General features: G+C 71.8%; 17 protein-coding genes. 4 read left to right on the top strand and 13 right to left on the bottom strand.

Annotated elements, in window-relative coordinates:
- The 5 genes from AB1460_RS21215 to AB1460_RS21195 all read right to left on the bottom strand — a co-directional run.
- On the bottom strand, positions 1-827 hold an 827-nt coding region (locus AB1460_RS21215), incomplete at its 3' end, for a TetR/AcrR family transcriptional regulator (protein ID WP_368963541.1).
- Positions 828-1,316: 489 nt separating this feature from the next.
- Positions 1,317-2,291: an epimerase gene (locus AB1460_RS21210; protein WP_368963540.1), complete on the bottom strand. Its 975-nt coding sequence runs from the start codon at positions 2,289-2,291 to the stop codon at positions 1,317-1,319.
- Positions 2,288-3,031, bottom strand: coding sequence for a TetR/AcrR family transcriptional regulator (locus AB1460_RS21205; protein ID WP_420497330.1), 744 nt, complete (start codon positions 3,029-3,031; stop codon positions 2,288-2,290). Before AB1460_RS21205 ends, AB1460_RS21210 begins: the two co-directional genes overlap by 4 nt.
- Before the next feature lie 28 nt (positions 3,032-3,059).
- A complete protein-coding gene (locus AB1460_RS21200) occupies positions 3,060-3,320 on the bottom strand; it encodes a hypothetical protein (protein ID WP_368963539.1) in 261 nt (86 codons plus the stop codon).
- Positions 3,317-4,231 carry a hypothetical protein gene (locus AB1460_RS21195; RefSeq protein WP_368963537.1) on the bottom strand — a complete coding sequence of 305 codons (915 nt, stop codon included), beginning with the start codon at positions 4,229-4,231 and terminating at the stop codon, positions 3,317-3,319. Before AB1460_RS21195 ends, AB1460_RS21200 begins: the two co-directional genes overlap by 4 nt.
- Before the next feature lie 204 nt (positions 4,232-4,435).
- Here AB1460_RS21195 and AB1460_RS21190 point away from each other — a divergent pair, with 204 nt between their 5' ends.
- From AB1460_RS21190 to AB1460_RS21175, 4 genes are all read left to right on the top strand, one after another.
- The gene (locus tag AB1460_RS21190) at positions 4,436-5,062 is read left to right on the top strand and encodes a peroxiredoxin (RefSeq protein WP_018637769.1); all 627 of its coding nucleotides are present in this window, start codon (positions 4,436-4,438) and stop codon (positions 5,060-5,062) included.
- 271 nt (positions 5,063-5,333) lie between these two features.
- On the top strand, positions 5,334-6,440 hold the full coding sequence (locus AB1460_RS21185) for an alpha/beta fold hydrolase (protein ID WP_368963535.1): 1,107 nt from the start codon (positions 5,334-5,336) through the stop codon (positions 6,438-6,440).
- 30 nt (positions 6,441-6,470) lie between these two features.
- Positions 6,471-7,172, top strand: coding sequence for a histidine phosphatase family protein (locus AB1460_RS21180; RefSeq protein ID WP_368963533.1), 702 nt, complete (start codon positions 6,471-6,473; stop codon positions 7,170-7,172).
- Between the two features lie 58 nt (positions 7,173-7,230).
- Positions 7,231-7,902, top strand: coding sequence for a TetR/AcrR family transcriptional regulator (locus AB1460_RS21175; RefSeq protein ID WP_368963531.1), 672 nt, complete (start codon positions 7,231-7,233; stop codon positions 7,900-7,902).
- On the opposite strand, the gene AB1460_RS21170 is transcribed toward AB1460_RS21175, so the two are convergent.
- The 8 genes from AB1460_RS21170 to AB1460_RS21135 all read right to left on the bottom strand — a co-directional run bounded on the left by AB1460_RS21170 (position 7,797) and on the right by AB1460_RS21135 (position 18,461).
- Positions 7,797-9,281, bottom strand: a complete 1,485-nt coding sequence (locus AB1460_RS21170; protein WP_368963530.1) for an NtaA/DmoA family FMN-dependent monooxygenase — start codon at positions 9,279-9,281, stop codon at positions 7,797-7,799. The genes AB1460_RS21175 and AB1460_RS21170 overlap by 106 nt on opposite strands.
- A 495-nt stretch (positions 9,282-9,776) precedes the next feature.
- Positions 9,777-11,537, bottom strand: coding sequence for an FAD-dependent monooxygenase (locus AB1460_RS21165; RefSeq protein ID WP_368963529.1), 1,761 nt, complete (start codon positions 11,535-11,537; stop codon positions 9,777-9,779).
- Entirely contained in the window at positions 11,534-12,892 is a 1,359-nt protein-coding gene (locus AB1460_RS21160) for an NtaA/DmoA family FMN-dependent monooxygenase (protein ID WP_368963527.1), read from the bottom strand. The genes AB1460_RS21165 and AB1460_RS21160 overlap by 4 nt, the downstream gene beginning before the upstream one ends.
- Positions 12,893-12,963: 71 nt before the next feature.
- Positions 12,964-13,845 carry an ABC transporter ATP-binding protein gene (locus AB1460_RS21155; RefSeq protein WP_368963526.1) on the bottom strand — a complete coding sequence of 294 codons (882 nt, stop codon included), beginning with the start codon at positions 13,843-13,845 and terminating at the stop codon, positions 12,964-12,966.
- A complete protein-coding gene (locus tag AB1460_RS21150) occupies positions 13,835-14,890 on the bottom strand; it encodes an ABC transporter ATP-binding protein (RefSeq protein ID WP_368963524.1) in 1,056 nt (351 codons plus the stop codon). Before AB1460_RS21150 ends, AB1460_RS21155 begins: the two co-directional genes overlap by 11 nt.
- Positions 14,887-15,780 (bottom strand): ABC transporter permease, encoded by an 894-nt coding sequence (locus tag AB1460_RS21145; protein WP_368963522.1) that lies wholly within the window; start codon positions 15,778-15,780, stop codon positions 14,887-14,889. The genes AB1460_RS21150 and AB1460_RS21145 overlap by 4 nt, the downstream gene beginning before the upstream one ends.
- 13 nt (positions 15,781-15,793) lie before the next feature.
- Positions 15,794-16,816 (bottom strand): ABC transporter permease, encoded by a 1,023-nt coding sequence (locus AB1460_RS21140; protein ID WP_368963520.1) that lies wholly within the window; start codon positions 16,814-16,816, stop codon positions 15,794-15,796.
- 91 nt (positions 16,817-16,907) lie between these two features.
- Positions 16,908-18,461, bottom strand: coding sequence for an ABC transporter substrate-binding protein (locus tag AB1460_RS21135; RefSeq protein ID WP_368963518.1), 1,554 nt, complete (start codon positions 18,459-18,461; stop codon positions 16,908-16,910).
- Positions 18,462-19,066: the final 605 nt, after the last annotated feature.

The following is a 19,066-nucleotide window of genomic DNA, read 5'->3' as shown; positions in this document are numbered from 1 at the left end:
GGCGTGGGGTGCGTGGGGTGCGTGGGGTGCGCCGTCGGTAACGGGTCCGACAGCGCGGTGGGTAAGGGCACCGAGGCCGGGGCGGACGGCGCCATCGGCCGCCCCGTGGACGCATCCGTGCCGGGCTCGGCGAACGACTCCGTGAACGGCGCCATCCGTGCCTGCCCGGCGCGCGGCGGACGAACCGGGTCACGAAGGCACAGCGCGTTCGCACAGAGTCGGGTGATCTGCTCGAGCGCGGCGTCGAACTGGCGGTCGGGGTGGCCCTGTACCAGCCACTGCTCGGCGAAACGCCAGGTGAGCGCGCCCAACGCCGCCGCCGTCACCACCGGGTCGAGGTCGGGATCGGCCAGCCCGTGGCGCTGCAGGTTCTCCACCGACGCCGCGACGTCGGTGTTGTGGTTCCAGTACAGGCCGTCCCACAGCTCGCGGATCCGCTCGTCGTGCCGCCCGACCTGTTCGATCACACTCATGATGCGTGCTTCTTCGCGGTAGGCCTCGAAATGGACCCGGATCGCCGCCGCGAGACGCTCCCGAGGGGTCGCCGTGGACTCCCGGTCGAGAATGATGCGCATTCCGGCGCTGAGCTCGGTGTCGATCGTCGCCGCGACCTCACGGAAAATCTCGTCTTTCGAATCGAAGTAGTGATAAAAGGAACCGTGGGACAGGCCCGCGCGCTCGGCCACGTCAGCCACCCGGGCCTCGTGGAAGCCCTTCTCCTCGAACACCGACTTCGCCGCCTTCACCAGACGCGTTCTGGTCTCGGCGCCTCGGCGCGACCGTGGCACGTTCGATTCGTTGGGGTCGGCTTCGGAGGTGGTGATCACGATGCGCTCCTGAGAGTCAAGGCATTACGGTGAAGGCCTCGCACTGCTTCTCGCCGCGGCACGTGAAGATACTCGCGTGCAGCGCGGTGCCTGTGGCCCGCCATCCCGGAAAAAGCACCGGGAAACCGGGCCATGCCTAGGCCTTCCGAAACAGGTCGGGCGGCCGGAACCCGGGGGCCGGCGTCAACCCGCCCCCGCACATCGACTCCTGTACATCGCGCCAGAGAGGTTCTGTCTGGTCGTGCTTCCCGTCGTCTTCTGTTCTCGCCGTGGTTCTGCCGGGCGTCGACGTCAATATTAGGAGAACATGACGTCAACGTAGACGAGAACGGGCAGCTCAGCAAGCATCCAGTGCCCTGGTAACCTCGGGACCCGCAGCGCCCGGCCTCAGTCGGCAGGTGGTCCTGACGTTCGCGTCAACGCGAGCACCCCAGCTGGTCACCGGCCGCCACGCGCTCGCCCGGAGCCGGAGCCGGAATGGGACCGGCGTCAGGCGGCGGCGGTGCCACCGGCGCCGTCACGAACCCGGGCCACCAGGTCCTCGGCGGCGGCGGGCCAGGCGGGGAAGTCGAAGGCAAAGCCGGCACCGAGCAGGCGGCCTGGCACCACACGGCGGCTCTTCAGGAGAAGTTCGGTGTCGCTGCGGAGCGCGAAGGCGCCGATCTCCGCCATCCAACGCGTGGCGGGCAGCCCGAGGCGCACGCCGGCCGCACCGCGCAGGCCCGCCATGAAGTCACGCAGCGGCAGCGGGTTCGGCGCGGCCAGGTTGACCGGTCCCGCGAAAGTGTCGTCGGTGAGAAGTAGGTCGACGGCCCGCGCGAAGTCGCGGCCATGGATCCAGGACATGTACTGCCGCCCGCCGCCGACCGGCCCGCCGAGGCCGCACCGGGTCAGCCGGAGCAGCATGTCGAACGCGCCGCCCCGACCGGGAGCCATCACCATCGACGTGCGGAGCGCGACCCGGCGGGTGTCCGGGGTCGGGGCGTCGGCCTGGGCCCGTTCCCAGTTCCGCGCGATGTCGACGCTGCACGCCCAGTAGGCCGGAACACCACGCTCGGAGCCGCCGATGACGCCGGTCGCCTCGTCGTTGGCGCGGTCGTGGCTGTGCGCGTAGATCGTGGCGGTACTCATCTGCAGCCACACCCGGGGCGGCCGGGCCGCCCGGGCGATCGTCGCGCCGACGACGGCGGCCGAGTCGACCCGCGAATCCCTCATCTCCCGCAGGTTGGCGTCGGTGTAACGGCAGTTGACGGTGCGCCCGGCCAGGTTGACCACGGCGCCCGCGCCGTCGATCTCGGCCGCCCAGTCCCCCGCGGTGCGCCCGTCCCAGTGCACCAGGCGGGCGCCGGGCACCTGCGCGCCCGGCTGCCGACTGAGGACGACCACCGCGTGCCCCGCGTCGCTGAACGAACGCGCGAGCAGACGCCCGAGGTGCCCGGTGCCGCCCGGAATGACGATCTTCATGGCACCCTCCCACGCAGGTGTGCGACCAGGGTGTGCAGGTCGTCGGCGACTCCACGCAGCCCCGGCAGCCGGGTGAGCGGGACGGCGCGGGCGATCATGCGGGCGGAACCGTCGACCAGCTGCCGGGTGCGGGCCTGCCCGGGCGAGGTGTCGTACACCCAGTACAGCGTGATACCGAGATAGGCCAGCCACAGCAGCTCGGGCAGGTCCCGACCGAGGGGTCCGGCGGGGCGGGCGTCGGAGCCGTCGAGCGCCTCACGGAACAGCCCGATCGCGGCCGCCCGCGCCGCGGCCGATTCGGGGCTGAACGGGCTGGCTGTCGACGTCGGGGCGATCGCGACTCGGATGAACGACCCGGCGAAGGCGTGGTACGGCGTCATCTCGTCGATGCCGGCGTGCAGCACCCCACGCAGCCGCTCCGCGAACCCGCGGGACCGCAGCGCCTCGGCGGCCCGGAGCCGGTGCCCGTCCTGGATCAGCGCGTAGAACTCCTGGACCAGCTGCTCCTTCGAGCCGAAGTAGTAGTAGGCGTTCCCCGGCGAGACCCCGGCCGACTGCGCGATCCCCCGCATCGTCGTCTGGTCGTAGCCGCGGTCCCGGAACGACGCGAGCGCGGTCTGCAGGATCAGCGCCCGTGTCGCGGCGCCCTTCCCCGCGTTCTCTCCCGCCCGCTCCGCGGGCCCACCGCCGCGGGCGGAGCGGCCGGGGCGGACGGAATGATCAACGCCTTCGGTCTCCACGCCGAACTCCCCTGTGCCGGTGACCGCGTCAGGTCACGTTACCGCCGGACTTGAACGTGTTCAACATCCGTCGACACCGGCGCCAGAGGCCGACGAGCAGCGCACGCGCGACGGTGTCCAGCAGCAGCGCGCGCTCCACCGCGACCGGCATGTCCGCGAACCTCGACTGCCTCGGCTCCCGTGTCCGCCGCGGCACCGCCACGGGCAGGTCGAGCTCGCTGGCCGCCTCCGGCATCCGAGCGGCGCCTCCGTTCTCTCCGTCCCCAGCCGAGGCAGGCGCCAGGTTCATCTGCTCTCGTTCGGCCAGGACGACTCCGCCGGTGGAGCCGTCGAAGGAGCACACTGCGCGGCCCGCAGGCGAGCGAGGCGATCCGGCAGAGCGGACTGCGGGCAGACGAGGTAGATCCAGAGGCTGAACCCGGGCGGGCAGATATCTCCGGCCCGCTGCTGGCTCTCGAGCGCGCCAGCGAGACGCCCGGCGCCCAGCGCCTCCCCGACGCGACGGTCCGCACGCCGATCGGCGAACCTCAGGCACAGACCCGTAGCAAGGAGCCCCGAGTAGAGGCATGCCATCAGCATGAGCAGGAGGGTGGCCACCGCATTGGTGTCCCACCAGTCGATCAGCACGCCGAACACAGCCCAGATCAAGATCGTCATCGAGATGAGCCGGTGGGGGGCCAGCCCACGGCTTTTCACAATCTGATGAGCGACCAGGGCTTCCAGCTCCGGGGGAGCCGACGCCGCGAGTTGCTCTCCGAGGATCACGCGCGGACGGCGCGCCGAGCCGACGACAGCCACGCTGCGCACCGGGCCCCGGCTGCTCCCCAGCGTCCTCACGTCCGCCACCTTCACGCCCACCTCGGCGCCGGCGGCGATCACACGACCGCGTACCGGATCGGAACACGGCCACGATCTCCGCCGTGCCAGGACCGGCACGACGAGGAGCCCCTCCACGACCTGCTCCACCGCCGCTCCCAGCACGGCACCGGCCAGCGGCGGGCCACCCAGTGCACCGGCGAGACCCCAGCCGGCCATGGCCGTGACGACCCACGCGAGCATGGCCAGGACCGCGGCGTACTGGGCCGAGATCGGCAGGACCGCGGCCTGTTGCGCCGGGGCCGGGCTCTCCGGCATCACCCGGCGCCGACGCCTTCGCGGCACCGGTATCGGCAGATCGAGCTCGCCCTCGGGCTCTGGCATCCGGCACGCCCTCTCTCCCCGCCTCGCATGGGCGGCGGAGCAATCTGATCACAGCGGGCACGAACATGATCCGGCAGGCCCGAGAGGCTGATCACGCCTGCGGGGATCCAGGAGCCGGGGCGGCGGCTTGGGTAGTTTCAGGGGTGCCAGGGCCGGCCGGCCCTGGTGGACGTCCGTTCACCGCTACCGACAAAGGACTCTTCTGTGAGCCTTCGGCTGGGCGATATCGCGCCCGATTTCACTGCCGCCACCACCGAGGGCGACATCTCCTTCCATGCCTGGAAGGAGGGCTCCTGGGTGGTCTTCTTCAGCCACCCGGCCGACTTCACGCCCGTGTGCACCACCGAGCTGGGACGGACGGCGGCGCTGCAGACCGAGTTCGCCAAGCGCAACACCAAGGCGCTCGCCGTGTCCGTCGACCCGGTCGAGGACCACCTGGGCTGGGCCCCGGACATCGGCGAGGTCGGCGGCACGCCGCTGAACTTCCCGATCGTCGCCGACCCGGACCGCAGCGTCGCCGAGCTGTACGGGATGATCCACCCCGGCGAGGGGGACACCTCCACGGTGCGCTCGGTCTTCATCATCGACCCGGCGAACAAGGTGCGCCTCACGCTCACCTACCCGAAGTCGGTGGGCCGCAACTTCGACGAGATCGTCCGGGTCATCGACGCGCTGCAGGCCACCGACGCCAACCCGATCGCCACCCCGGCGGACTGGAAGCCCGGCGACCGGGTGATCGTCTCGCCGGCCCTGTCGACCGAGGACGCCCGGGCGAAGCTCAGCAACGTCGAGGAGATCAAGCCCTACCTCCGCTACGCGGACGCTCCCTGACACGTCGACCCCATCGACCCGGTCGAGCGCCGGCAGACCAGCCGAACCGCCGGTGGCAGACCAGCCGAACCGCTGGGCGGCTGAGCCGCTGACCTGTCCGGCCAGCAGACTGCCCGGCCGGATGGCAGGCTGACCGTCGCTGGTCAGCCGCGTGGACGGCCGGCTCCGGATCCGGCGTCGGGGTGGGGTTCCGTGCCCCGCCCCGACGCCAGACCGGCATGGACACACCGGCGTGGACACACGACGGGACGCCCGACGAGAGGTGCGGTCCGTGACTGACCAGACAGCTGACCACACGGCTGACCGGCCGGCCGAGGGGACCGCCTGGTCCGAGGCGCCGGTGGAGCAGTCCGCGGACGGGCCGGCGGGAAGGCCCGCGGAGAGGTCGGCGGTGCGCCGGATCCGCGTGGCGGGCGGCCTCGACCTGCACGTCGAGGACCTGCACCCCGCGGCCGTCGACACCACCCCGTCGGGCCCCACCCCGGTCGTTCTCGTTCACGGCATCGCGGGAACCACCGCCGACTGGGCACGGGTGGCTCCCGAGCTGGCCACCACCCGCCGGGTCATCGCCTACGACCACCGTGGCCACGGTGCCAGCGACCGGGCCGCCGGCGGGCGCACCTCCTACACCTTCGACCTGCTCCTGGCGGACCTCGTCGCGCTGCTGGACACGCTCGGCCTGCGCACCGTCGACCTGGTCGGCCATTCGATGGGTGGTGTGGTGGCACTGCGCCACGTGCTCGACCATCCGGAGCGGGTGCGTTCACTCGTCCTTGTCGACACTGCTGCCGAGCCCGCCTCCGCGACGGGCGGGGCGGCCCGGCGGGTCGTGTCCGCGTTGCTGGAGGGTGCCGCGGCGATCGCGACCGCCGTCCACAGCGCGCACGACCCGGAGCCCGCGGCCGACGGCGGCCCGAGCGAGCTCGCCGTCGTGGACGAGCGGGCCGGGGCGGCCGAGCGCCACGGCAGTGCCGCCGACCACCAGGTCGAGGGACTCGGCCGGATCGATCCGGAGGCGCTGGTCGCGTTCGGCCGTGAGCTGGGGGCCTACCCGTCGATGGTCGACCGGCTCGGCGAGATCGGCTGCCCGACGACGGTCATCGTCGGCGAGCGGGACTCGAGCCTGCGCGACTCGGCACAGACCCTGGCCCGGACCATTCCCCGCGCGCACCTCGCGGTGATCGCGGGGGCGGACCACAGCCCGCACGCCAGCCGACCGCTGGCCTGGCTGGCCGCGGTCGAACGCCACTTCGAACGCCACTTCGGGCGCGTCGCAGCGGACCCGGCAACAGACCTGCCAGCAGACCTCGCAACGGACAAAGCCCCCGCACCTGGGCGATCCACCTACCCACCCGCGCCGCTGCGCCCGTTCACCTGACCGCGCCGGCTCGCACCGGCAGGGTTCGGGATGAACTCACGGGACGGGGGCCGCTGGATGTCCGACACCGACACGGATCTGCTGCTGGTCAGGCACGGCGAGGCACACTGCAACATCGCCTGGGTCGCCGGTGGCGACCGCGGCTGCACCGGGCTGACCCCGCGGGGCCGCGAGCAGGCGGCGAACCTCGCCCGGGCGCTGCGCCCCCTGCACGCCGCGCGGCCGATCGATGTGGCCTACGCGGCGCCGCGGTTGCGGGTGCGGGAGACCGCGCAGACCGTCTGCGACGAGCTCGGGCTGCCGGTGGCGGCGGAGCCGCGGCTGTCCGGACCCGATCACGGCGAGGCGGACGGACGGCCGTGGGCGGACATCATCGCCGAGTTCGGCGGGCATCCCGCGGACCGACCGGAGGAGCCGTTCGCCCCCGGTTCGGAGAGCTGGAGCGAGTTCCTCATCCGCGCGGGCGGCTGCCTGCGGGAGCTGACCGAGCTGCACCGCGGCCAGCGCGTGCTGGTCATCGCCCACGGCGAGACGGTGGAGGCGGCCCACCGGCTGCTGATGGGCGTGCCGGCCGTCACCCCGCTGACCTACGGCTTCTCCGTCGCCCACGCCTCGCTGACCTGGTGGTCGCACCGCTGGTCCTCGGCTGGTCGCAGCCGGTGGTCGCTGGTGCTGCACGGAGCCACGGACGGCTTCCACACGATCCGGCCCAGCCGGGAGAACCGCAGCTGAGCGGGGTTTGAGCGGGAGTACAGCGTGCGGCTCTCGCGGCGTAACCCACAATGCGGTTATGGTCAGTCCCCGCCGTACCGGCGCCGAGAGTTCCCGAACCCGCGCGCTCCTGATCCACGTCACCGAGCGGCTGATGCGGCAGGACGGCTACGCCGCGGTGAGCTCGCGGAGCGTCGCGAAGGCGGCCGGGGTCACGCCAGCTCTGATCCACTACTACTTCCCGACCCTGGATGATCTTTTCCTCGCCGTCTTCCGACACGGCGCGGAGAAGAACCTCGCCCGGCAGGCCCGCGTGTTCACCGAGCCGCAGCCCCTGCGGGCCCTGTGGGAACTCAGTGTGGAGCCGGCCCGCACCGCGCTGCTCTCCGAGTTCATGGCGCTCGCCAACCACCGCAAGAGCATCCGCGACGAGATCGCCGAGTACTCCCGGCGGTTCCGCCGGCAGCAGGCGGAACTCCTCGCCAGCCGGCTGCCGGACTTCGGCACCGGCCCGGACGACATCCCGCCCGCTGCCCTGCTCTTCCTCATCGGCGCGGTCTCGCGCGGCTTCGTCGCCGAGGACCCGCTGGGTCTCACCGACGGCCACGCCGAGACACGCGCGCTGGTGGAGCGCCTGCTGCTCCGCTACGACAGCGGCGCGCTCGCCGGCACCGGCACCAAGTCGGAGGATGACCGTGCCGGGTCGGCGGATGACGTTGCCGGTGAACCGGCTGGGGACGGCGCACCGTAGGACCCCTCGCCCGCCGCGCCCGCCGCGCCCGCCGCGCCCGCCGCCTGCGACCCGAGCCGCGCCGCCGTGTGGCGGTTCTCCGGCACCCGCAGGCCGAGGTTGCCGCGCAGCGTCGTCGACTCGTACTCGGTGCGGGCGATGCCCCGCTCGCGCAGGATCGGCAGCACCTCGTCGGTGAACCGGGCGAACTCGCTCGGCACCGTCACCATGAGGTTGATGCCGTCGAAGCCGCCACCCTCGAACCAGCGCTGGATCTCGTTCGCGATGGTCAGCGGCGAGCCGACGAACGGCGAGCGCATGGCGCGGAGCTGGTGCTCGACGACCTGGCGCAGTGTCAGGCTGTTCTCCCGCGCCAGTTTCTTGATCGACTCGGCCTGGGTCCGGAAGCTCAGCGCACCGGCGTCGCCGACCTCGGGGAACGGCGCGTCCAGGTCGTACTGCGAGAAGTCGTGCCAGCCGAAGGGACGTCCGAGCTCGGCCAGCGCACGCTCGAAGCTCTTCGCCCCCAGCGTCGCCTCCTCCGCGGCCCGCGCCTCCTCGTCGGTGTCGGCGATGATCGGGAAGATCCCCGGGATGATCAGCAGCTGCTCGGGGTCACGGCCCCTGGCCGCCGCGCGTGCCCGCATCTCGGTACGGAAGGCCTGTGCCTGCTCCAGCGTCTGCGCGTGTGTGAAGATCGCCTCGGCGATGCTGGCGCCGAGGTCACGGCCCTCCTCGGAGTCTCCGGCCTGGAAGATGACGGGCTGGCCCTGCGGGGAGCGCTCCAGGTTCAGCGGGCCGACCACCGAGAAGTACTCGCCGGTATGGTTCAGCGGGTGCTGGCGGCTGCGGTCGAAGAACACCCCGCGGTCCTTGTCCCGGGGGAAGGCGTCTGTCTCGTAGGAGTCCCACAGCCCCTGCGCGATCCGCACGTGCTCGTGGGCGCGGCCGTACCGGGTCGTGTAGTCGTAGTGCTCGTCGCGGCTGTAGTTGCCCGCCGTTCCGGCGTCGCCGCTGGTCACGACGTTCCAGCCGGCCCGCCCGCCGCTGATGTGGTCGAGCGAGGCCAGCCTGCGGGCCACGTTGAACGGCTCGTTGTAGGACGTCGTGATCGTCCCCACCAGGCCGATGTGGCTGGTGTGCACCGCGACCGCGGAGAGCAGCGTCAGCGGTTCGAGCCGGCTCAGGTAGTGGTTCGGCGAGTCCGCGGTGATGAACTGGCTGTCCACGATGAAGATGTGGTCGAACCTCGCCGCCTCCGCCTGCTGGGCGCGGGCGATGTACCAGCGGACGTCCACGCTGGCGTTCCCCGGGATCTCCGGGCTGAGCCAGGTGTTGTGCTGCCCGGGCCCACCGACCCCGATGAGGACGGCTCCCAGTTTCAGCGTACGAGCGGACATCGGTGGAACCCTCCTGATGGTGGGGCGGCAGCCGCCCGAGGCCGACCGCTCCGTTCCGCGGCTCGGATCAGCCCGGCCGGACGACTCACGTCGGTGATCGGCGGGAGTTCAGGCGGGCCTCGGAACGGATGAGCGATCGCCTGTGCCGGCGGTGACAGCGGCGCCGCCCCGTGGATGGGACGCCGCGCGAGGGGCCGGGGCGGTACCCGACCGGCTCAGCGACAGCGGGCCGTCTGGCTGCGCCCGAGGTCGCGCCAGCGACACCACGTGAGCAGCACGGCGGTCCACCGGGTCATGACGATGAGCATGCGGCGCGGGCGAGCAGGTGTCCAACAACGATTCACGATGAGGACCGATCGCGGCCGGCGATGACTTCTCGCCTTCCCGGCAGGCTGCATGGACGCCGATCGGGCGGTCAGACCGGTCAGACTCCGGCCAGGTCGGGTGCGGGGGCCCGGTGCGGAGCGGCCGGCCGTCCCCCGGGAGGCACATCGGTCATGCCCGGACGCCTTTCGGAGCTGGCAGGGCGGAGATGCCCGCCGGGACCGGGAGAGCGGGGGCGGGCACCTCCGGACTCCCCGCACCGAGCACGCGGTCGAGGACGGCGCCGGCGCCGCCGGTGGAAAGCTCCCCGCCGCGCCAGGCGACGTGCTGGTCGGGGCGGACGAGCACGTTGTCGGCGCCGTAGAGGGCGCGCACCGACGGGTCGGTGAGGTGCACGACGGTGAACCGTAGCCCGCGAGCGGACGCCTCGTCGGCGAACGCCTCCTCCACCGCACGGTCCGCGCCGAGCACCAGCAGCGCGAAGGAGCTGCCGATCCGGTCGTAGAGCGTGTCACCGTAGGGGTCGACGAAGCCGTCCGGCGCGCGGTGGCCGGGCCGCGGGTCGTCCTCGTAGACGTCCGCCAGCCACGGCGGCTCGGTGTCCAGCTGGTCGGTCTCGTACCAGATCACCGCGGACGCGTCGTAGCGCTCGTCGAAGGTCACGCCGGCCGCCTCGTACCGCTCCCGGCCGAGCCGGGCACTGATCTCCGCACGCCGCTCGACGGCCGGCGCGCTGGTGTCGGCGTCGTCGGGGATGCCGGCCGCCCGCAGCTCGGCCAGCAGGTCCCGGGAGCGCCGGCCGCGCTCCAGCGCGTGGTCGGCGACCCGCCAGTTGTGCGGGCGGCGCTCCTGGTCGTAGGAGTCCAGCAACGTGTCGGGCGCCTGGCCGGCGAGCACGGCGGCGAGCTTCCAGCCGAGGTTGACCACGTCACCGAAGCCCTCGCCCAGGTTCCCACCGGGTGTCCGCACATGGGCGGCGTCGCCGGCGAGCAGCACCCGCCCACGACGGAACGTCCGGGCGATCCGGGTCGCGTCGTGGAAGGTCGTCGACGAGACCAGCTCCAGGCCGGGGTCGAACCCGAACGCCCCGCGGGCGACGTCGAGCAGCTCGGCCTCGTCGGGGGTGTGGTCGAGCGGGTACGGCCCGGCGTACACCCGCCATTCGCGGGTGCTGATCGCGGCGAGGAAGCCGGACGCCTTCTGGTTGAACACGACGTTGGTGCCGCTGGGCGCCGCGCCGACGACGCCGGAGATGTCGCCGGTGCGGACGACGAGACGCAGCCGCTTGTCGGGGGCGTGCTCACCGTCGCGTTCGATGCCGACCAGTCCGCGGACCGTGCTGCTCCCGCCGTCCGCGCCCAGCACGTACCGTGCCCGGACGCCGATCCGCCGGCCGGCCGCCACCAGGCCTGCGGCGATGTGATCGGCGCGCTCGTGCAGCTCGTCGAGCTGCCAGCCGCCGCTGACGGACACGCCGCGTTCCGCCAGGTGGGTGAGAAAGACCTGCTGCAGGGCAGTCTGCGGGCGGCGCAGTGCCTCCTGCGAGGAGTGCCGCCCGGCGCGCGGGCCGGTGAAGGAGACACCGCGTGCCTGGCCCAGATCGTGGCCGACCAGCGAGGTGACCAGGCGGATGCCCCGGTTCCACTCCGGCGGGAAGGTCCATTCCTCGCGGATCCGCTGCAGCAGACCCCAACGGCGGAAGTGCTCCACCACACGCGGAGTGTGGCCCATCGCGCCGGCCCGGACCAGGGTGGCGGTGTGGGCGCGGTCGACGACCGCGACCCGGGCGCCGTGGGCGGTGAGCTCGACCGCGGCCGACAGCCCGACCGGCCCGGCGCCGACGATCAGCACGTCGACCTCCGCCGGCGGCGTGGTCAGCGGGAACCGCACGGTGTGGACGTCCCGGCCGCCCGTCGCGGCGAGGGCACTCATGCGGCGTCCTCCGCGCCGGCCGCGGCCGCCTCCCGAGCCAGGGTGTGGCGGTTGGCGGGGAACGGCAGGCCGAGGTTCTCGCGCAGGGTGTCGCCTTCGTACTCGGTACGGAACAGACCGCGCTTCTGCAACAGCGGAACGACGTCGGCGACGAAGCGGTCGAGATCGTCGAAGGTGCGGAAGCGCAGGTTGAGACCGTCGGTGGCCGCGGTCTGGAACCAGTGCTCGATGGTGTCGGCGACGGTGTCGGGCGCGCCGGTGAACGGGGACGGCCGGTACTCGGTGACGGTCTCGACGACCTGCCGCAGGGTCTGCCCGGTTTCCCGGGCCCGCTGGACGATCTTCAGGCCGTGGGTACGGCCGCCCTTCTCGGCCAGGTGGGCGATGTCGGGGAACGGGGCGTCGAGGTCATGCCGGGTGAAGTCGTAGGCGCCGAAGGCCCGGCCGAGGAACGCGAGTTTGCGGTCGAAGTCGTTGTCGGCGTCGAAGATCTCGCGGGAGATCCGGTGTGCCTCGGCATCGGTGCCACCGATGACGGGACTCGCGCCGACGAAGATCACCACATGGTCGGGCTCGCGGCCGAGCGCGGCCGCGCGGGCCTTGACGTCACGGAAGTAGGCCTGGGCCTGCTCCAACGACTCGCCCGGGGCGTAGATCCCTTCCGCCACCCGGGCAGCCAGGTCTCGGCCCTCGTCGGAGACACCAGCCTGGAAGATCACCGGTTGGCCCTGCGGGGACCGCGCCAGGTTGAGCGGGCCGGCCACCGTGAAGTGCTCGCCGACGTGGTTCAGGGCGTGCAGCCGGGTCGGGTCGAGGAACAGGTTCCGCTCGACGTCGGCCGGGAAGGCGTCGTCCTCGTAGGAGTCCCACAGCCCGCGGATCACCTGCACCGCTTCCAGGGCGCGGCCGTAGCGGGTGGCGTAGTCGAGGTGCTCGTCCAGGCCGTAGTTGCGGGACGTCTGGGTGTCGAAACTGGTGACGACGTTCCAGCCGGCACGCCCGCCGCTGATCTGGTCCAGCGAGGCGAAGCGCCGGGCGAGGTTGAACGGCGAGTTGTAGGTCGAGCTGGCCGTGCCGACCAGGCCGAGTGACCGGGTGTGCGTCGCCACGGCCGACAGCAGGGTCAGCGGTTCGAGCCGGTTCAGGTAGTGCGCCGGGTAGCCGGCGTTGATGAACTGGCTGTCGACGATGAAGTACGCGTCGAAGAGCGCCTGCTCGGCCGTCTTCGCCTGCCGGATGTAGTAGTTGATGTCGACGCTGGCGTTCACCGGAACGCGCGGGTCCTTCCACAGACCGTGCTGGCCGGGGCCGCCGACGCCGTAGGCGCTCAGGGCCAGGTGGAGTGTTCGGCTCATCTGGTGTTCCTTTCCGGCAGGTATCGACTGCGGCAGGCGACTTCGGGGGCGGCGGGTCCGGGACCGCCCGGTCAGCGCGCCGGCGCGAGGTCGGCTTCCGCCCGTACGTGCAGCTGGACCTGCAGCCGGGCACGCAGTGCCTCGCGCTCGGCCCGGCTGGCCGAGGCGGTGCGCAGCGTGGGTGCCGAGCCGACGAGCAGGCGGGTATAGGGGTGACCCGGGGCGTTGATGATCGTGCGGGCGGGACCCACCTCGACGATCTCGCCCTGGTAGAGCACGGCGATCCGGTCGGCGACGCCGGCGACGGAGCCGAGGTCGTGGGAGATGAAGATGAGCGCCATCCCGGCGTCCCGCAGCTCCTTGAGGATCTCCAGGACACCGACGCGGTTGGCGGAGTCAAGCGCGCTGACCGGTTCGTCCAAAATGATCAGCTTCGGTTCGGCGACGAGTGCCCGTGCCACGGCAACCCGCTGGCGCTGGCCGCCGGAGAGCTCCCCGGGCAGCTTGCCGAGCAGGTCGTCCGCCAGGCGGACCCGGGCCAGGTAGGCACGGCCGCGGGCGGACGCCTCCGCCCTGGGCACGCCCTGGATCAGCAGGGGCTCGATCAGCGACTCCTCGACCGTCAGATCCGGATCGAGGCTGCGCAGCGGGTCCTGGAAGACGTACTGGACGACACCGCGCCGGCGCAGCGCCCGCCACTGCTGCTGCGAGTAGCCGGTGATCTCCTCTCCCACGACGCTGATCCGCCCCCCGGAGGGTCGGACCAGGCCGAGCACCGCCCGGGCCAGGGTCGACTTGCCCGAGCCGGTCTCCCCGATCACACCGACGGTCTCGCCGGGACTCACTGTCAGGCAGACGCCGTGCAGCGCCCGCCGCCGGCGGCGTCGCACGCCGTAGTGCACCTCCAGGTCGGCGACCTCGAGTACGGGCCGGCTGTCGTTGTCATCGGACACCGTCGAGCACCTTCCGATCCGTCGACTGCCGCCGCTCCGGCGACTTCGGCTGCTCCGCCGACTCCGGCTGCTCCGCCTGCGCCGCGCGCCCGCGGGACTGCGGCGGGTCCGGCGACTCCGCTGGTCCGGGGGCAGCCGGGGCCGGCGCGTCCAGGTACCGTTCCAGCCCGTACTGCTCGTGCTCGGTGATGAGCAGCCGGGTGTACGCGTGCCGCGGGTGGTAGAGGACGTCCTCGGTCGGGCCGTGCTCCACCACCTCGCCCTGGCGCATCACCAGGACCTCGTCGCACAGCTGGGCGACGACCGCCAGGTCGTGCGAGACGACGACGAGCGCCAGCCCGATGCGCTCCCGCAGGTCGGCCAGCAGGTCGAGGATCTCCGCCTGTACGGTCACGTCGAGGGCGGTGGTCGCCTCGTCGGCGATCAGGACCTGCGGGTCGGCGGCGATCGCCGCGGCGATCAGGACCCGCTGCAGCATCCCGCCGGACAGTTCGAAGACGTACTGGTCGTAGACCAGCTCGGGGTCGCGCAGGCGCACCGCTGCCAGCAGTTCGATCGCCCGGTGCCGCGCCGCCCGCCGGCCCAGGCCGAGCTTGACCCGCAGAACCTCGGTGATCTGCGACCCGACCTTGAGGGACGGATTGAGGTAGGAGGCGGGGTCCTGGAAGACCGCGCTGATCGTCGATGCGCGCAGGTCGGTCCACTCCCGCTCGGTCAGGCCGCCGATGTCCCGGCCCGCGATGTGAATCGAGCCGGCGGACACGGCGAGATGCTCGGGCAGGATGCCGAGCACCGCTCGGCAGGTCAGCGTCTTCCCGCTGCCGGACTCCCCGACGATGCCGATCACCTGGCCGGGTCGCAGCTCGAACGAGACGCCGTGCACGATCTCGCGGTCGTTGATCTCGTCGCGGATCCGGACGTCCCGGACCGCCAGCACGGCGGAGTCGCCCGGTACGGCGGCGTCCACCGGCACGGCGGCGTCCACCAGAACAACCGCGTCCGCCGGCACGACCGTGTCCGGCTTGTCGGGCGGGGTCCCTGTCATCGGGTGGTACCTCCGGCGGTGAGCGGTTCGGTGCTGTCGAGGCGCCGGGCCCGGGCCCGGCGGCTGTTCACCAGGGTCCGGCCGGCCTCGCCGGAGACGTCCCGGATCGCGTCGGCCAGCAGGTTGCTGCCCCAGACCGTCGCCATGATCAGGGCGGCAGGCACCGCCGGAGCCCACGGCTGGTACGCCAGATAGCCCAGGTCGGAGGCGAGCAGGCCACCCCAGGTCGGTTCCGGCGGCTGCACGCCGATACCCAGGAAGGTCAGGCTGGAGACGACGATGAACCCGGTGCCGATGGTCTGGGCGAGTGCGACCGCGATCGGTGGGAGCACCTTGCCCCACACGTGCCGGCGTACGAGCCAGCCGACCGAGCCACCGGAGATCAGCGCCGCCTCGACGTACTGCGACCGGGCGACGGCGAGCGTCGCCGCCCGGGACACCCGGAAGAACAGCGGCGAGACGAGCACGCCGACGACGAGCATCGCCTGCGGGAGCCCGTTGCCGAGCAGCGCGGTGACGGCCACGGCGAACACCAGGAACGGCAGCGCGATGAGGGTGTCGGCGACCCGCAGGGTCAGCCATTCGAACGCGCGGCCCAGGTACACCGACAGGATGCCGGGGACCGCCCCGACCACCAGGGCGATCAGCGCGACCTGCACGGAGCCGAGCACGCTGGTACGTGACCCTTCGAGCAGTCGGCTGAACACGTCCCGGCCCAGGTAGTCGGTGCCGAGCCAGTGCGACCAGGATGGCCCGGCGAGAGTCTCCGGCCGGGTCGCGAGCGGGTCCTGCGGGGCGAGGACGGGGCCGAGGATCGCCAGCAGCGCGATCGCGGACAGGATCCCCACGGCGACCCGACCGGCCCGCAGCCCGAGGATGCGGCGGACCATCTCACACCCCCCGCTACGAGGCCGGCGTGACCCGGGCCAGGAGCACGTTGACGATCAGGTTGAAGGTGACGACCAGGACGATCGAGACGACCAGCACGCCCTGGACGCCGGGCACGTCGCCCGCCTGGGCCGAGTCGTTGGCGAACCGCCCGAACCCCTGCAGCCCGAAGATCCACTCGGTGACGACGGCACCGCCGATGAGGGTGGGGAACTTCAGGCCGAGAACGGCGAGCGCCGGCCCGGCGCCGTTGCGCAGCACGTGACGGAAGAAGATCCGCCGCGGGCTGAGTCCGCGCACCTTCGCGCCGATCACGTAGTTCTCCCGGTAGGCGGCGATGAGGCCGGCCCGGAGCTGGCGCGCGACGTCCGCGATCGTGTCGAAGCTCAGCGCCAGCGCAGGCAGCAGGATGTGGGACAGCCATGGCCAGGCCCCTGCGGCCGCCGGCACATAGCCGGCGGCCGGGAGCCAGCCCAGACCCACCGCGAAGATCGCCACCAGGACGATGCCGACCACGAACGGCGGCGTCACCGCCATGAAGGTGGTGAAGCCGGTGATCCCCCGGTCGACCCAGGTGGTGCGGCGCAGCGCGGCCAGCGTGCCGAGGCCGAAGCCGCCGACGATGCCGATGACCAGGGCCAGCACCGCCACCGACAGGCTGACGGCCAGGCCGTTGCCGATCAGCTCGTCGATGTCGGCGTTGTTCGACCAGCTGGTCCCGAGGTCACCGTGCAGGATGTTCTCGAACCAGGTCCAGTACTGGGCGAGGAAAGGCCGGTCGAGGCCCCACTCGTGCTCGACGCGGGCGACCGCCTCCGGGGTGGCGTTCTCCCCGAGCTGGATCTGGGCCGGGCTGAGTCCGCTGATCGCCCGCAGCGCGAAGGTCAGGAAGGTCGCCACCAGGAAGACCGGGACGAAGATCGCAGCTGAGCGGGCGAGGGTGACCAGGGTGCGGACGGCCGCCCGCCGCGCCCTGGTCGCGGCGCCCCGTCCACGCGGGTCGGACCCGACCATCGTGTCAGCTGTGGTTGCCGTCATGGGGTTGCCTCCTCTCGTTCGGGCGGGACCGCGACTGCGACTGCGACTGCGGTCAGTCGTCGAGGGATCAGTCGCGGAGGTCGCGGAGGTATCAGTCGCCGAAGGTGACGCCCGTCCACTCGATGTGTCCGGGGTTGGCGGGCAGGTCGGAGATCGCCGTGTTCTTGGCGTAGAGGTTCGGCTGCGAGTAGGTGAAGACCAGCGCCCTGCTCTCCAGGCCGGCTCGGGTGGCCGCCTGCAGGGTCTGCGCGTAGTCCGGGGCGTCCAGCGGCGTCTCGCGGACCTTGGCGATAGCCGCCTCGAAACCCGGAGGCTCGTACGGGGAGCTCAGGTTCAACGGCCCGTCCGGCCCGAAGTGCGCGGTGAGGGTCTGGGCCGCGGAGTCACGCCCGGTCGTTCCGTAGATCGACAGCGTCAGGTCCTTGGCGAAGAACGGCGTCGTCCAGTTCTTGTCGATTCTGATGTCGACGGTGATCCCGATCGCGCCGAGCTGGGACTGCACGATCTCCGCCGCTGCCATCTCGTTCGGGATGACCAGATCCAGCCTGATGTCACCGGGCTCGTAGCCGGCCTCGCTCAGCAGGCGCCTGGCCTTCGCGGGGTCGTGGGGGTAGGGGTCCTTCGACTGCGGGTCGAAGGCGATGTAGCCCTCCGGGAACGGCTGGCTCGTCGCCGAACCGTAGCCAAAAGTGATCTTGTCCACGAACTCCTGGCGATTGATCGCGTGCCGGACGGCGTCGACGACCTTCGGGTTGTCGAACGGAGGCTTGTTGATGTTCAGGCTGATGTTGGAGGCGTTGAAGCCGGGCTGCACGAAGACGTCGAGACCGGCGCCCTTCGCGGCCTTGGCCTGGCTCGGCAGGATGTCGGCGAAGTTGTAGACGCCGGTCTGCAGGCCCGAGACGACGGTGGCCGGATCCGGCGCCGAGACGAGCTCGACCCGGTCGATGTGGATGTTCGCCGCGTCCCAGTACCTGTCGTTCTTCCTCAGGACAGCCTTCGTGCCGGGGATGAGCTGCTCGACGATGAACGGGCCCGCGCCCACCGGGTTCTGGTCGAGTTTCGCCGGGTCGGCCGCAGCCTGGGGGCTCGCTACCTGCAGCACACGCTGGCCGAGCAGCAGCGGGATCTGGTGGTCGGCCTGGGTGAGATGGATGACGACGTCGAGCTCCCCGCTGGTCGTGACCGACTCGATCGAGGTGAGGTCGCCGAACAGAGCCGAGTCCTTCTGCGTCCTGGCCCGCTCGATCGCCTGCTTCACCGCGTCCGCGTTGACCGGGACACCGTCGCTGAAGGTGAGGTTCGGCCGCAGATGGAAGGTCACCTCGTCACCGGCGTCGTTGTACTGCCAGCTCTCGGCCAGGTCCGGGACGGCGTTGCCCTTCGCGTCGGTACGGGTCAGCGACGCGTAGACCAGCGCGAGCTGGCGGAACTGGGCACCGCTGCCGGAGACCACCGGGTCCCAGTGGGTGGGAAAGTAGGAGGAGGCCCATTTCAGGGTGGCCGAGCCACCGGCCCCGGTGGCCGTGCTGGTCCCGCCGCTGCCGCAGGCACCGAGCAGCAGGGCCGCGAGGGCCGCGAGGGCCGCGGGAACCACGCCGCCTCTGCGGCGGCGCGTGGACGGCGGGTGTCGCTCCGAGGTCATGGTCTTCTTTCTGTGTCGGGGCTGCGGCAGGCTGTGCTCGGCTTCGGACAGGCCGGATCATGGTGTGCGGGAGATCGCGAAGGCAGGCCCGCGGACCGGCCGGGAGGCCAGGAGACGGACGGGCTCAGAAGGCAGAGCCGGCGCGCCGGCCCGAGGTGGGCACCACTGTGGGCGTCGCCGGGGACATCGCCAGGGCACCGCTGTCAGCGAGGCGATGTCCCCGGCGGCGGGCATGCCGGGAGTGCGGCGGCCGGAGGAGAGCACCTCACCGCCCGCCGACAGGAGGTGCCGACAGGTGCCGACGATCAGGTCAGCGGCGGCGCGCTCTGGCGTGCGCCGCCGTACCCGCGGGCACGGCGGCGCAGCAGGAAGGGCGGAACGGAGAAATGCCGGCGTAGGCCTGGAACCCTCTTCGGGTCAGCTACAGCGGGCCGTCTGACTACGCGCGAGGTCAAGCCAGCGACAACACGTGAGCAGCACGGTGGCCAACTGGGTCATGGCGATGAGCATGCGGCGTGCGGCGCAGTATGTCCAACAACGCTTCATGATGACGATCAATCGCGAACCGTGATTATTTTCTACCTTTCCGATGAACATGGTAGAGT

This window comes from Parafrankia sp. FMc2 (assembly GCF_041008525.1).
Taxonomy (GTDB): domain Bacteria; phylum Actinomycetota; class Actinomycetes; order Frankiales; family Frankiaceae; genus Parafrankia.
This window is presented reverse-complemented; position numbering and strand designations above follow the sequence as displayed.

Bases quoted from the DNA above. Each gene is read 5' to 3' on its own strand.
- AB1460_RS21150 (WP_368963524.1), bottom strand. From the start codon at position 14,890: ATGACAGGGACCCCGCCCGACAAGCCGGACACGGTCGTGCCGGCGGAC.
- AB1460_RS21140 (WP_368963520.1), bottom strand. From the start codon at position 16,816: ATGACGGCAACCACAGCTGACACGATGGTCGGGTCCGACCCGCGTGGA.
- AB1460_RS21170 (WP_368963530.1), bottom strand. From the start codon at position 9,281: ATGTCCGCTCGTACGCTGAAACTGGGAGCCGTCCTCATCGGGGTCGGT.
- AB1460_RS21165 (WP_368963529.1), bottom strand. From the start codon at position 11,537: ATGAGTGCCCTCGCCGCGACGGGCGGCCGGGACGTCCACACCGTGCGG.
- AB1460_RS21180 (WP_368963533.1), top strand. From the start codon at position 6,471: ATGAACTCACGGGACGGGGGCCGCTGGATGTCCGACACCGACACGGAT.
- AB1460_RS21195 (WP_368963537.1), bottom strand. From the start codon at position 4,231: ATGCCAGAGCCCGAGGGCGAGCTCGATCTGCCGATACCGGTGCCGCGA.
- AB1460_RS21160 (WP_368963527.1), bottom strand. From the start codon at position 12,892: ATGAGCCGAACACTCCACCTGGCCCTGAGCGCCTACGGCGTCGGCGGC.
- AB1460_RS21200 (WP_368963539.1), bottom strand. From the start codon at position 3,320: ATGAACCTGGCGCCTGCCTCGGCTGGGGACGGAGAGAACGGAGGCGCC.
- AB1460_RS21210 (WP_368963540.1), bottom strand. From the start codon at position 2,291: ATGAAGATCGTCATTCCGGGCGGCACCGGGCACCTCGGGCGTCTGCTC.
- AB1460_RS21175 (WP_368963531.1), top strand. From the start codon at position 7,231: ATGGTCAGTCCCCGCCGTACCGGCGCCGAGAGTTCCCGAACCCGCGCG.
- AB1460_RS21135 (WP_368963518.1), bottom strand. From the start codon at position 18,461: ATGACCTCGGAGCGACACCCGCCGTCCACGCGCCGCCGCAGAGGCGGC.
- AB1460_RS21145 (WP_368963522.1), bottom strand. From the start codon at position 15,780: ATGGTCCGCCGCATCCTCGGGCTGCGGGCCGGTCGGGTCGCCGTGGGG.